Origin of the sequence: Meiothermus sp., from assembly GCF_026004115.1 — a bacterium.
In the GTDB taxonomy this organism is placed as follows: Bacteria; Deinococcota; Deinococci; order Deinococcales; family Thermaceae; genus Meiothermus.
The window spans coordinates 597,732-610,507 of record NZ_BPIM01000001.1 but is presented as its reverse complement, the minus strand read 5'-3'; the positions used below and the strand labels follow the sequence as shown (position 1 = coordinate 610,507).

The window sequence follows — 12,776 nt, the reverse complement described above, 5'->3', positions numbered from 1 at the left end:
CGGTAAGTTTGTCGGGCGACAACGCCCCGTTAAGCGATGAGCCCTTGTAAGCGTTGTCGCTTACCGTGGGGGCCCCGATAGCAGACGCGCACGCTTTGTACTGCGAAGAAGCCCACCCGCTGCCGATGTGGCTTTGGTGCAGGACTGGGAACGCAAGGAGGTTATGAATGGCGCATAGCGCCGAAGAAAAACTCAACTGGCTGGCGCAAAAGGTAAATGCGGGCGAGATCGAGACCGTGCTGGTGGCCTTTCCCGACCACTACGGGCGGCTCATGGGCAAGCGTTTCGAGGCCGAGTTCTTTGTGGAGCAGGTAGCCCTGCACGGCACCCACGGCTGCGACTACCTGCTTACTACCGACATGGAGATGGAGCCGGTGCAGGGCTACCGCTTTGCCAACTGGGAGCTGGGCTATGGCGACTTTCACCTGGTGCCCGACCTCTCTACCCTGCGGCCTGCAAGCTGGCTCGAGAAAAGCGCCATCGTCCTCTGCGACTTGGAAGACGAGCGCACCCACCGGCTCGTGGAGGTAGCCCCCCGCACCCTCCTGAGGCGGCAGCTAAAGCGGGCCAAAGCCCTCGGTTACACGGTGATGGCGGCTTCGGAGCTGGAGTACTACTTGTACCGGGTCGCTTACGCTGCGGCCCACCGGCAGGGCTACGCGGGGCTCGAGCCCGCCGGCTACTACCTGGAGGACTACCACCTGCTGCAGGGCACCCGGGAGGAGCCCTTCACCGCAGCGGCGCGGCGCCATCTCAAAGCCTCGGGGATCCCGGTGGAGAACTCTAAGGGGGAGTGGGGCCTGGGGCAGCACGAGGTAAATGTGCGCTACGCCGAGGCCCTGGAAATGGCCGACCGGCACGTTCTGTTCAAACAGTGCCTCAAGGAAATTGCCGACAGCATGGGTCTCTCGGTAACCTTCATGGCCAAGCCCCACCACGGCCAGGCGGGGTCTTCCTGCCACATCCACCTTTCGCTGTGGAAGGACGGGCAGAACGCCTTTGCGGGAGAGGAAAGCTACGGGCCGGTTCAGGGGTCTACAGTTTTCGGGCAGTTCCTGGCGGGCTGGATTGCCCACGTACCCGACCTGATGCCTTTCTACGCTCCAACGGTGAACGCTTACAAGCGCTACGAGGACGGCTCCTGGGCCCCCACCCGGCTGGCCTGGAGCTACGATAACCGTACCGCCGGGTTCCGCGTGGTAGGGCACGGTAGTTCGCTGCGCATCGAGTGCCGCATCGGCGGGGCCGATTTGAACCCCTACCTGGCCCTGGCCGCAGCCCTGGCCTCGGGGCTCGCGGGCCTCGAGCAAAACCTAACCCCACCCGCCATCTTCCAGGGCGACATCTACCAGGCCCGCCACCTGCCGCGGGTGCCCCACACCCTGGGCGAGGCGGTGGAGGGTTTTGCCCATAGTGCCTTTGCCAAAGGGGTACTGGGCGAGGCCGTCCACGAGCACTACACCCACTTCTTCCGCACCGAGTGGCAGGCCTTTAACCGGGCCGTGACCGACTGGGAGCGCAAGCGGTACTTCGAGCGCATTTGAGGGAGGTATAGCATGCAACTTGCGAACAAGGTGGCCCTGATTACCGGCGCCGCCAGCGGGATTGGCCTCGAGGCGGCCCTGCTCTTTGCCCGCGAGGGGGCCAAGGTGGTGGCGGTAGACGTTTCCGAGAAGGGCCGGGGAACCGTCCAAGCCATTCGGAGCGCCGGAGGCGAGGCCCACTTCGTGCAGGCCGATGTCTCCAAGACCGCCGATGCTGAGCGCATGGTACAGGAAGCCGAGCATGCTTTTGGGCAACTCGACATCCTCTTCAACAACGCCGGCATCTCCCACGCCGAGGACGACGATGCCATCCACACCAGCGAGGCCGTATGGGATGTGACCTTTGCCGTGAACGTGAAGGGGGTCTTTTTGGGCTGCAAGTACGGCATCCCCGCCTTGCGCCGCGCCGGGGGGGGCGTGGTCATCAACACCGCCTCCTTTGTGGCCTTCCTGGGGGCTGCCACCCCCCAACTGGCCTACACCGCGAGCAAGGGGGCGGTGCTCTCCATGACCCGCGAGCTGGCGGTGATTCACGCCCGGGAGAACATAAGGGTCAATGCGCTGTGCCCAGGGCCCCTGCAGACCGAGCTCTTGATGAAGTACCTGGACACCCCGGAAAAGCGCCAGCGCCGCCTGGTGCACATCCCCATGGGCCGTTTCGGCCAGGCCACCGAAATCGCCCAGGCCGCCTTGTTTTTGGCCAGCCCGTCTTCTTCCTTCATGACCGGGGCAGCCTTGCTGGTGGATGGGGGTATTACTGCGGCCTATGTCACACCGGAGTAGGAGTGCAGAAGTGACCAAGACCATTCAAAAAACCATCAGCCCGGTGGATGGGCGGGTCTATGCCGAGCGGGATCTGGCCGGGCCAGATGAGCTCGAGGCCGCCCTGGCCCGTGCCGCCCAGGCCCAGAAAGCCTGGGCCAAAACCTCCCTGGAAGAACGAATGCGCATCGTAGCCCGAATGGTGGAGGTGATGCTTGGGGCGGTGGAGGAGGTGGCCCAAGAGCTTACCTGGCAGATGGGCCGCCCCATCCGCTATAGTCCCAAGGAGATCACCGGGGGCTTTGCCGAGCGGGCCCGCTACATGACCCGCATCGCCCCGGCAGCCCTGAAGGACGTTCCGGTGGAGGAACTGCCGGGCTTTACGCGCTTCATCCGGCGGGAGCCTTTGGGGTTGGTGCTGGTGCTGGCCCCCTGGAACTACCCCTACCTGACCTCGGTCAACACCATCGTGCCCGCCCTCCTGGCCGGAAACGCGGTGGTGCTCAAGCACTCGGCCCAGACCCCCCTGGTGGCTGAGCGCTACGCCTGGGCCTTGCAGGAGGCCGGCTTACCTGGGGGGGTCTTCCAGTACCTGCATATGGGTCACGACCTGGTGGCCCAGGCCATTGCCGACCCACGGGTGGCCTTCGTGGCCTTTACCGGCTCGGTGGCTGGGGGGCGGGCGGTAGAGCGGGCCGCAGCGGGGCACTTCAAGGGGGTGGCCCTGGAGCTGGGGGGAAAGGACCCGGCCTATGTGCGCTCAGATGCCGACCTCGAGTATAGCGCGGTGAACCTGGTGGACGGGGCCATGTTCAACTCGGGCCAGTCCTGCTGCGGGGTGGAGCGCATCTACGTGCATGAGAGCCTCTACGAGCCTTTCGTGGAGGCCTTTGTGGCCGAGACCCTGAAGCTCAGGCTGGGCAACCCCTTAGACCCCGAGACCACCCTGGGCCCCATGGTGCGCACCGAGGCCGCCGAGTTCGTGCGGGGCCAGATAGCCGAGGCAGTAGCCCAGGGGGCTAAAGCCCTCATAGACCCCCGTCACTTTCCCGCCGACGCGCCGGGCACGCCCTACCTGGCCCCCCAGGTGCTGGTGAACGTGCACCACGGGATGCGAGTGATGCGGGAAGAGAGTTTTGGCCCGGTGGTGGGCATAATGCCGGTAAAAAGCGATGCGGAAGCCCTGGCGCTTATGAACGACTCCCCCTACGGCCTCACCGCCTCGATCTGGAGCCAGGACGAAGGGGCCGCGCTGGCACTTGGAGAGGCCATAGAGACCGGTACCGTCTTCCTCAACCGCTGCGACTACCTGGATCCCGCCCTGGCCTGGACGGGGGTCAAGGAGTCCGGGCGGGGCTGCTCGCTCTCCGTGCTGGGCTACGAGCAGCTCACCCGGCCCAAGTCGTATCATCTGCGTAGGCTATGACGCTGGCTGTGCTGGTCTGCGACGACCCTCCGCCAGGCCTGGAGGGCATGGCGGGTGACTACCCCGCCATGTTCGAGCGGCTTTTGGGCCTGCCCCTCACCCCTTTCGACGTGCGAACGGGGCAGTATCCGGCCCAGATCGAAGACTTTGAGGGCTACCTGATTACAGGCTCTCGAGCCTCGGTCTACGACCCTCTGCCCTGGATCCCCCCCTTGGAGGACTTCGTGCGGGCGGTGGCGGCCTCGTCCAGCCGGCTGGTGGGGGTCTGCTTTGGTCACCAGATGATCGGCCAGGCCCTGGGGGGCAAGGTAGAGCGCTGGCCCCTGGGCTGGGGGGTGGGGGTGCATCGGTTCGCAATCTACCGGCAGGCCCCCTGGATGGAGCCTGCGCTCAAGGAACTCCGGCTCATTCTCTCCTGCCAGGATCAGATCACCGTGCTTCCGCCGGGAGCTTTGGTGCTGGGGGGAAGCGAATTCAGCCCCCACGCTATTATTCAAGTAGGGGAGAACGTGCTGGGGATGCAGCCCCACCCCGAGTTTCCCGTTGCGTTTGCCCAGGCCCTTTTGGAACAGCGGCGCGAGCGGGTGGGCGAGGCCCGCTACACCGAGGCCAGGGCCAGCTTTGCCCTGGAGCCCACCGCGAGGGAGGTGGCGGGCTGGATTCGGAATTTTCTCGCTTCCTGAAGCAGTACCCCCCCTTCGATGCCTTAAGCGAGGCCGACTGGGCGGGTCTCGAGGGGGCCTTGCGTCTCCTGCACTTTGAGCCGGGCGCAGTGATCCTTTCCCCTGCCCAGCCCGAGGCCGAAGGGCTTTATGTGGTCTTTCGGGGCGAGGTGCGCCTGGAACAGGATGGACAGACCGTGGCCTGGCTCGAGCCCGGCGAGGCCTTCGGCTACCCCTCCCTTCTGGGCCAGCAGCCCCCCAGCCTTACCGTGCGGGCTGAGGGCCAGGCGGCGTGCTTGCTCCTCGCTAAGGAAGCCTTCCACCGCCTCCTGGAAAGGCCTTCCTTTGCCCTCTTCTTTAGCGCCCGGCTAGCCGAGCGGCTCAGGCTATTCCAGCCCTCCGCTTTGAGCCTGCCCGACCTGGGGCAACCGGCAGGCGAGGCGGCGGAGGCGGCGGTGTGGCTCGAGGAGGGGGCCAGCGTGGCCCAGGCCGCCCGGCGCTTGCGCGAGCGCGGGGTGAGCGCCTTGCTCCTACAGACCCCAGAGGGCCTGGCCATTCTCACCGACCGCGACCTGCGCAACCGGGTGCTGGCCGAGGAGCTCCCCCCCTCCACCCCGGCCCTGCGGGTGGCCAGCGCCCCGGCCAAAACCCTGCCCCAAAGCACCCCCCTCTACGAAGCCCTGGCCTTTATGGAGCAGCAGGGCATCCACCACCTGCCCCTCCTCGAGGGAAGCCAGGTCGTAGGCCTCCTAACCGACCGGGCCTTCCTGCGCCGCTGGCTCCAGACCCCCCTGGCCCTGCTGCGGCGGCTGGCCCACGAAGACGACCTAGGCCTGCTCCAGGACTACCGGAGGCAGCTCGAGGCCATCGTGCGACAGATGTTCGCTGCGGGCTTCGCGGTGCCGGCCATCACCCGCCAGGTGAGCCTGTTGAACGATGCCCTGACCCGCAGCTTGCTCCAAAGGGCCGAGGCCCGCCAGGGCCCGCCCCCCGGCCCCTACGCCTGGCTGGCCCTGGGCTCAGAGGGCCGCACCGAGCAGGCCCTGCTCACAGATCAGGACAACGCCCTGCTCTTCCAAAACCCCTCGGCCCGGCCCTACTTCCAGGCCCTGGCCCAGGCCGTGCTCGAGGGGCTTTTGGAGGCTGGGTTCCCCCCCTGCCCAGGGGGCTTCATGGCCGATCGGTGGTGCTACGCCCTGCCCGAGTGGGCGGCCCGCTTCCGGCTGTGGTTGGAAAACCCTGAAGGCGAGGGCCTCCTGGAGGCCCAGGTGTTTCTCGATTTCCGCTCGATTGCCGGGGGGCTTTCGCCGGAGCCTTTGCACGGTTACCTGCGCCAGGCCGGCAAAAACCGCGCTTTCCTCACCGCCCTGGCCCGCTCGGCCCTGGCCTTTGCTCCGCCCTTGGGCTTCTTAGGCCGCATCCACTGGGAAGCGGGGCAGATCAACCTGAAGAAAGGGGGCCTGGCGGCCATCGTGGCACTGGCCCGGGTGTATGGCCTCGAGGCCGGCTCTTTGGCCCGCCCCACCCCGGAGCGCCTGCGGGCCGCCGCCGAGGCCCGGCTGCTTCCTAGGGAAGAAGCCGAAGACCTGAGCGAGGCCTTTTTGTTCCTTGCCCACCTGCGCCTGAAGCATCAGCTCGCTGCTTTAGGACGGGGTCAGCTCCCCGCCAACCGCGTGGCCCAGGAAGCCCTTAGCCCCCGCGAGCAGCAGATGCTGCGGCAGGTCTTCTGGCGTATCCGCCAGGCCCAGCAGGCTTTGGCGGCGCGATTTCGGCTGCAAACCTTATAGGCTGCCCCTGGTTCTTCCAAGGGTGATGAGGAGGTAAACTGCCTCCCGAGTGATGGTGTTACCGCCCGCTTTACTGCAAAGTGATACCAGATTCGGTTGATTCGTTAAGCGTTCGGCAGCGAGTCAACCCGACCGAAGTTATCCGCGTAGCGGAGGGCGATACCGCCCCTTGGAAGTTATCCGCGTAGCGGAGGGCGATACTGCCCCTTGGAAGGGGGACGCTTTCTTTGCCGACCGTTCGGGAGGGGTGTGCTCTAGTGCTCTAGGATTCAAAAAGATAGCCTCTGGGGATCTTTGGTTTGGATGATTATCTTTTTGAATCCGGTCTTATACCAAATCCACATGAACCCCTTGCCTTCTCCCCGGAGGGAGAAGGTGGCGACACCCCGACAGCGCTATTTACAAACAGCAATAGGAACACGCTTGACTGAACCTGGGGTGTCGCCGGATGAGGGGGCTTGGGACGACCCTCAAAGCTAACTGTCCAAGTAAAGTTGGTATTATTTCCTGAAACCGCCCTTAAAGATCGGAAATGCTATGGGTAGACGGTACCCACAAAAGTAAAAACACCCGCCAGCAACGGCGAGTGTTGATTACAGGTATGGGCAATTTGCTAATCAGCGATCAATGGAACTGTGCTTCCTCGGTCGAGCCCACCAGGGCCGCAGTAGAGGCCTGTCCGGCGGTGATGGCCATCAGCACCTCGTCGAAGTAGCCCGCCCCCACCTCGCGCTGGTGCTTGACGGCGGTGAAGCCGTCTTTTTCGGCGGCGAACTCGAGCTGCTGCAGCTCCACAAAAGCGCTCATGCCGCGTTCCTTGTAGCCCTTGGCCAGCTCGAAAGTGCGGTAGTTGAGGTTGTGCCAGCCGGCCAGGGTGATGAACTGGAACTTGTAGCCCATGGCCCCTAGCTCACGCTGGAACTTGGCGATGGTCTCGTCGTCGAGGTTTTTCTTCCAGTTGAAGCTGGGCGAGCAGTTGTAGGCCAGCATCTTGTCGGGGAACTCGCGGTGTATGGCCTCGGCAAACTTGCGGGCTACTTCCAGGTCGGGGGTGCTGGTCTCCATCCAGAGGAGGTCGGCATAGGGGGCGTAGGCCAGACTGCGGGTGATGCAGGCCTCGAGGCCGTTGCGAATCCGGTAAAAGCCCTCGGGGGTGCGCTCGCCCTCTTTCACAAAGGGTCTGTCACGCTCGTCAATGTCACTGGTTAAGAGGGTAGCGGCTTCGGCGTCGGTGCGGCAGATGATTACGCTGGGTACGCCTGCGACATCGGCGGCCAGCCGGGCGGCGTTGAGGGTGCGGATGTGCTGCGAGGTGGGAATGAGCACCTTGCCCCCCAGGTGGCCACACTTCTTCTCGCTACTGAGCTGGTCTTCCCAGTGCACCCCGGCAGCGCCGGCTTCGATCATGCCCTTCATCAGCTCGAAGGCGTTGAGGGGGCCACCAAACCCGGCCTCGGCATCGGCCACGATGGGGGCGTACCAGTAGCGCCCGCCCGCGCCTGGCGGGGGCGCGCCCTCGGAGCGCTCAATCTGGTCGGCCCGTTGCAGGGCATTGTTGATGCGCTTGACCACCGCCGGAACCGAGTTGGCCGGGTAGAGCGACTGGTCGGGGTAGGTCTGGGCCCCCAGGTTGGCGTCGGCGGCCACCTGCCAGCCCGAAAGGTAGATGGCCTCGAGGCCGGCCTTCACCATCTGCACGGCCTGGGCGCCGGTGTAGGCTCCAAAGGTGTTCACGTAGGGGCGGGTGTGCAAAAGCTCCCACAGCCGCTCGGCCCCCACCTTGGCTAAGGTCTGCTCGGGCAGAATGCTGGGGCGCAGGCGCACCACATCCTCGGCGGTATAGTCGCGCTTTATGCCTTTCCAGCGGGGGCTGGTTTCCCACTCACGACGGAGCTTCTCGGCTTCCAGTTTCATCTCAGGGGTCAGTTTGGACATGGCAGTTCCTCCTTTTTTTGAGTATGGCTTGGACAGCAGAATTTCGATGTGTGTATATCTTGATAAGCGACACCCGCAAAATCGTGTACTGGTTATATCAGTACACCCAAAAAATATTACACACAAGTGTAGATAGCCAGTCGAAGCAGTCTCGCCAACATGCAGATTTTGCCCCGTCAACCACAACTGCATTCTGGGCGAGAACCTGACCCTGAGCTTTGTAGGCGCGCAAAGCAACCTCGAGCCGTACCTGACAGCACCATGCGGCCAGGCCCTGTACGCGCTGAGCAGGCGGAAAGCCGAAACAGAACGGGCCACCACACCCCGTAGCGCTGGGCACTGGTTCTCTGACGAGGGCCTGTTATGATGAGGCAGATTTTGGAGGAACCATGAAGCGACTCTTCGCCTTGCTGACCTTGGTGGTTGGTTTCGCCCTTGCCCAGGCCCCGGCCTACCCTGAAAACACCGTGGGGGTGGGGTTTGGGGTGGGGCGCGGACTGATGGTGCAGGGGAGCCTGGGCCTGCCCTTCAGCCCGCTGGGCATCGACACCGGGCTGGATGTGGAGGTCATCGTACCCACCAGCTTCGACAATGTGGAGGTCTGGGCCCTGTTCAAGGCCAACCTGCTACCGGCCCTGACGGTGGCCGATCTCTCGCTCTCGGCGGGCCTGGGCGTTGACCTGAGCTTCAACACCGCGGGCAGCCTGTTTGGCTTCCATCTGGGGCCGGTGGCCAGCCTCGAGATTCCCGGTGGGGCCATCTCGGGCTATGTGGGGCTGGGCCTCGAGGGGGGCTTCAACCTGGCCTATGGCCTGGGGGGGCGGCTCTACCTCGACCCGGTGGCCCTCGAGGTGGGCATCTCCGACCGCTATCCTTTCAAAATTGCGCTGCTTTACCTGTGGTAAGTCCTGGGCGATGGTTAACAGCCCATCATCGATAGCCAATATCCAAAGAGCTACGAGCCACACCCTGGCCTTTTTGAGCTTTCGCTTATAGCTCAAAATCTAACCTTGCGGCACAATACCCCCATGCGCGGCATCTGGGCACTAGTGGTTGTGCTGGGCGTGGCGTATGGGCACCCGGTGTGGGTGCTCACGCCGCAGGGGCGTTTGCAGGGGGGCCTCAACCCCAAAGCCCAGGTGGCCTATTTCCTCGGTATTCCTTACGCGCAGGCCGAGCGCTGGAAGGCCCCGGAGCCGGTACTGCGCCTGGAGGGGGTCTTCAATGCTAATGCGCCGGGCCCGGCCTGTCCGCAGCGTGGGGTTTTTACCACCCGGCTGGGCGGCTATATCCCTCCACAAAGCGAAGACTGCCTGAACCTGGGGGTCTGGACGCCCCTGGCGCCGCCCCCACCGGAGGGCTATCCGGTGATGGTCTGGGTGCATGGGGGGAGCTACACCGGCGGAAGCTGGGCAGAACCGCTCTACGACGGCACCGCTCTGGCCGCACAGGGGGCGGTGGTGGTGGGTTTCAACTACCGGCTGGGCTCGCTGGGCTGGCTGGCCTTGCCTGCGCTGCAAGCTGAAGACCCCCGCGGCTCCACCGGTAACTATGGGCTTTTGGATATGCTCGAGGCCCTGCGCTGGGTTCAGCGGAATATCGCCGCTTTTGGGGGTAACCCCCACAACGTGACCCTCTTTGGGCAGTCGGCGGGGGGGATGGCGGTTTGCACGCTGATGGCAACCCCCAGCGCCAGGGGGCTTTTTCACAAGGCCATTATTCAGTCGGGTGGGTGTGCGTATGTGCGAACCCTCGAGCAGGGCTTTGCTTGGGGCGCTCGGTGGGCCGCCCAGGGGGGGTGCAGTGCGAACGACCTGGCCTGTCTGCGCCGGATTCCGCTCGAGCGCCTCTTTCCCCCCGAAGACCGCAGCATTGGGACGCTGTTGCAGCGGGTCGAGGCCGGGGAGTTCGCCGAGGTGCCCTGGAAGCCCCATCTGGACGGGGTTTGGCTGAACAAGATACCCCTCCAGGCGTTACGCGAGGGCGTGGCCGAGGGCATACCCCTCATTGTGGGGGCCACCGCGCAGGAGACCTGGGGGGAGCGCCTGGCAGGCCCCTCCGACTGGGCCGGGTTTGCCGAGCGGGTCGAGGCCAAGCTGCCAGGACAGGGCATACCAGCGCGGCAGCTCTACCAGAACCGCTACGCTTCTCCTGCCGAGGCCTGGGCCTACTTCCAGACCGACCGCATCCTGCTTTGCCCCACGCTGGCCGCCGGGGCCGCCCAGGCCCGCCACGCCCCCGTCTATAGCTATTTGGTGACCTGGACGTCGCCGGTGCTGGATTTCTTGGGGAGTTTTCATGGCATCGAGCTGCCCTTGCTCTTTGGCACCGAGACCAGCTGGCCCTCGCTGGCCTTGTTCCTGACCGCAGAGGCGCTGGACAGTTCCCGGCCCCTGGCCCGGGCGCTCCAGACCCAGTGGCTGCACTTTGCCCGCACCGGTGAGCCTTATTTGCAGGGCTGGCCCGAGACCAAAAGTGGTTATGCGATGGGCTTTGCCGACCAGCCTGGCCTGATTCCCGACCCTTACCCCCTGCGCTGTGGGTTGTTCCGCTAGGCCGGGGCGAATAGCATAAAGACATGCCGGTTCTGAAGGTCTCTGCTGCCGACCAGTACCTCGTCGCCACGGGCGACACCCGGCTTTTGGAAGTCTGGGAGGCCCTGCCCGAGGGGCTTTTCCCGCCGTTCCCCCCGGTGGAGCTACCGGGGGGGTTGGATGGCCTGCTCAAACGAGGCGGCTTCGCCCAGACTTTTTTTGTGGGGAGCGAGGTGCTGGGGCTCAAGTTCAGGTCGCCCAGGGGCCATACCATCCAGGCCGGAGGTCTCACGGTGAAGAACGTGCAAGGCTACGACCTGGTGCGGCCCTTTGTGGGGAGCTTTGGGGTGCTGGGCGATGTGTTGGAAGCCACCCTACGGCTGCGTCCGGGCCGGGCTTCGGTGCTCTTGCGCCGCAAGGGGGAACTGGCCGAACCCCCCCACAAGCCGCGCTTTTTGTGGCAGGCGCTGGCTCATACCTGCGCCTACCATTTTGGGTATCCGCTCGAGGTCGAGCGCCTCGCGCAAACCTTTGGCGGCGAGGAAGTCCGGGGCACGCTGGATTACACCCCTCTGTTTCCCAACGGGATAGGTGTGGGCCCCGGCCACCTGATAGACCTGCGCTTTAGCTGGGCCGATGGAGGCACCAGGCCCCCCATGCCCGAAGCCTATAAGCGCCTGGTAGAAGCCATTTGAGCAGGGGAATCAAAACTTGAGCGTGTGGATGGCTTACGAACCATGAAACCCTCGACCCTCGACAACTTTTTGGCCTGCGACCTGTGACGGTTGCAGGGAAACCAAAGGGCCCACAAACCCACCATCAGGAGTTTATGAAACCCAAATTTGCCGTTCCCGACCATCTGAAACCCTACCAGCGCAAAGTGGCGGCCCATGGGGTCGGCTTGCACCTCTACGATTCGGGGGTTGCGTCGTCTCAGGGGCCCACCTTCCTGCTCATTCACGGCCTGGGCGACGAAGCCGATAGCTGGCAAAAGGTTTTTCCGCTTCTTGCGGGGCAGGGTCGGGTGGTGGCCCTCGACCTGCCGGGCTTTGGCCGTTCCGACCACCCCAAACGAGCCTATACGCTCAACTTTTTTGCCGATACGGTGGCGACGCTTCTGGAGCACCTGAAAATTCCCCAAGCGGTGCTGGTGGGGAACTCGATGGGGGCTGCTGTGGCCCTGCGGGTGGCTATGCGCCGCCCCGACCTGGCGGCCCGGCTGGTGCTGGTGGATGGCCCCCCGGTGCGAAGCAAACTGGGTAAGGTTCAGGTGATGTTTTTGATTCCGGGCCAGGGTGAAAAAATCTACAACAGCTTCCGGGCTTCACAGGATGCTGCCTATGAAAGCCTGCGGCCCTATTACGGCGATCTGGATGCCCTGCCCCCCGAAGACCGCCAGTTTTTGCGGGAACGGGTGTGGGATCGGGTCTGGAGCGATGATCAGCGGCGGGCCTATTTCTCGACTTTTCGCTGGATGGCTGTGGAGGGGCTGCTGGGCCACCCCCGCCCGGCCAAGCTGGGCCAGCTCACCACCCCCACCCTGATTGTGTGGGGTGAGCGGGACTTTGTAATACCTGTTGAGGCGGGCCGAACCCTGGCAAGCTGGATTCCCGGCGCCGAACTGCACGTCATTCCGGGTTGCGGGCACCTGCCACAACAGGAAAAACCTTTGGAGCTCGTGCGCTTGATTTTGCAGTAGAACTACCCCTGGGCCCGGCACTCGGGGCAGATGCCGTGGTACTCGACCTGCACGTCCTCAATCTCGTAGCCTGGATACCGGGCCTTGACCTCGCTCAGCAGGTCGGGCAGGGGCTGCACGATGTCAAAGAACCGGTTGCACTTGCGGCAGACCATGTGCAGGTGGCCGTCCGGGTTGGCCTCGTAGCGCAGGGCCTCCCCCGGGCGGGATAGGGGCACGAGGTAACCTTCTTCGATAAGCGTATCCAGGGTGCGGTACACCGTGCCCAGGCTAATGCTAGGCACCAGCTTACGGACTTCTGCATATACCCAAGCAGCATCGGGGTGGTGGCCCTTGGCACTGCGAACCACCTCGAGTACGGCCCTGCGCTGCTTGGTCAGACGTTTCATGCTCATGGTCGCCCTAAAGGGTAGTAAGCCGGAATAAA

At 64.3% G+C, this 12,776-nt stretch carries 11 protein-coding genes; 9 read left to right on the top strand and 2 right to left on the bottom strand.

The window, feature by feature from the left end; all coding sequences use genetic code 11:
• Positions 1-167: 167 nt before the first annotated feature.
• The 5 genes from Q0X23_RS02815 to Q0X23_RS02795 are packed head-to-tail and all read left to right on the top strand — an operon-like array spanning position 168 to position 6,181.
• Complete coding sequence (locus Q0X23_RS02815) at positions 168-1,544, top strand: glutamine synthetase family protein (RefSeq protein WP_297858882.1); 1,377 nt, start codon at positions 168-170, stop codon at positions 1,542-1,544.
• Between the two features lie 12 nt (positions 1,545-1,556).
• The gene (locus tag Q0X23_RS02810; protein ID WP_297858881.1) at positions 1,557-2,327 is read left to right on the top strand and encodes a glucose 1-dehydrogenase; all 771 of its coding nucleotides are present in this window, start codon (positions 1,557-1,559) and stop codon (positions 2,325-2,327) included.
• Positions 2,328-2,337: 10 nt separating this feature from the next.
• Positions 2,338-3,732 carry an aldehyde dehydrogenase family protein gene (locus Q0X23_RS02805; RefSeq protein WP_297858880.1) on the top strand — a complete coding sequence of 465 codons (1,395 nt, stop codon included), beginning with the start codon at positions 2,338-2,340 and terminating at the stop codon, positions 3,730-3,732.
• Entirely contained in the window at positions 3,729-4,415 is a 687-nt protein-coding gene (locus Q0X23_RS02800) for a gamma-glutamyl-gamma-aminobutyrate hydrolase (RefSeq protein ID WP_297858879.1), read from the top strand. Before Q0X23_RS02805 ends, Q0X23_RS02800 begins: the two co-directional genes overlap by 4 nt.
• 59 nt (positions 4,416-4,474) lie before the next feature.
• Positions 4,475-6,181 (top strand): DUF294 nucleotidyltransferase-like domain-containing protein, encoded by a 1,707-nt coding sequence (locus tag Q0X23_RS02795; RefSeq protein WP_297858878.1) that lies wholly within the window; start codon positions 4,475-4,477, stop codon positions 6,179-6,181.
• A gap of 624 nt (positions 6,182-6,805) precedes the next feature.
• Here Q0X23_RS02795 and aceA read toward each other — a convergent pair.
• Entirely contained in the window at positions 6,806-8,116 is a 1,311-nt protein-coding gene (aceA, locus tag Q0X23_RS02790) for an isocitrate lyase (RefSeq protein ID WP_297858877.1), read from the bottom strand.
• A 389-nt stretch (positions 8,117-8,505) separates the two neighbouring features.
• Here aceA and Q0X23_RS02785 point away from each other — a divergent pair, with 389 nt between their 5' ends.
• The 4 genes from Q0X23_RS02785 (at position 8,506) to Q0X23_RS02770 (ending at position 12,349) form a co-directional block, all read left to right on the top strand.
• Positions 8,506-9,021 (top strand): bioflim formation protein, encoded by a 516-nt coding sequence (locus tag Q0X23_RS02785; RefSeq protein WP_297858876.1) that lies wholly within the window; start codon positions 8,506-8,508, stop codon positions 9,019-9,021.
• Between the two features lie 123 nt (positions 9,022-9,144).
• The gene (locus Q0X23_RS02780) at positions 9,145-10,671 is read left to right on the top strand and encodes a carboxylesterase/lipase family protein (protein ID WP_297858875.1); all 1,527 of its coding nucleotides are present in this window, start codon (positions 9,145-9,147) and stop codon (positions 10,669-10,671) included.
• A gap of 23 nt (positions 10,672-10,694) precedes the next feature.
• Complete coding sequence (locus tag Q0X23_RS02775) at positions 10,695-11,345, top strand: DUF5639 domain-containing protein (RefSeq protein ID WP_297858874.1); 651 nt, start codon at positions 10,695-10,697, stop codon at positions 11,343-11,345.
• Positions 11,346-11,479: 134 nt separating this feature from the next.
• Positions 11,480-12,349, top strand: a complete 870-nt coding sequence (locus tag Q0X23_RS02770; protein WP_297858873.1) for an alpha/beta fold hydrolase — start codon at positions 11,480-11,482, stop codon at positions 12,347-12,349.
• A 2-nt stretch (positions 12,350-12,351) separates the two neighbouring features.
• Here Q0X23_RS02770 and perR read toward each other — a convergent pair whose 3' ends face one another.
• Entirely contained in the window at positions 12,352-12,744 is a 393-nt protein-coding gene (perR, locus tag Q0X23_RS02765) for a manganese-dependent transcriptional regulator PerR (RefSeq protein WP_297858872.1), read from the bottom strand.
• Positions 12,745-12,776 lie beyond the last annotated feature (32 nt).

Coding starts and splice junctions, on each gene's coding strand:
- perR (WP_297858872.1), bottom strand. CDS start 12,744: ATGAGCATGAAACGTCTGACCAAGCAGCGCAGGGCCGTACTCGAGGTG.
- aceA (WP_297858877.1), bottom strand. CDS start 8,116: ATGTCCAAACTGACCCCTGAGATGAAACTGGAAGCCGAGAAGCTCCGT.
- Q0X23_RS02780 (WP_297858875.1), top strand. CDS start 9,145: ATGCGCGGCATCTGGGCACTAGTGGTTGTGCTGGGCGTGGCGTATGGG.
- Q0X23_RS02775 (WP_297858874.1), top strand. CDS start 10,695: ATGCCGGTTCTGAAGGTCTCTGCTGCCGACCAGTACCTCGTCGCCACG.
- Q0X23_RS02770 (WP_297858873.1), top strand. CDS start 11,480: ATGAAACCCAAATTTGCCGTTCCCGACCATCTGAAACCCTACCAGCGC.
- Q0X23_RS02785 (WP_297858876.1), top strand. CDS start 8,506: ATGAAGCGACTCTTCGCCTTGCTGACCTTGGTGGTTGGTTTCGCCCTT.
- Q0X23_RS02800 (WP_297858879.1), top strand. CDS start 3,729: ATGACGCTGGCTGTGCTGGTCTGCGACGACCCTCCGCCAGGCCTGGAG.
- Q0X23_RS02810 (WP_297858881.1), top strand. CDS start 1,557: ATGCAACTTGCGAACAAGGTGGCCCTGATTACCGGCGCCGCCAGCGGG.
- Q0X23_RS02815 (WP_297858882.1), top strand. CDS start 168: ATGGCGCATAGCGCCGAAGAAAAACTCAACTGGCTGGCGCAAAAGGTA.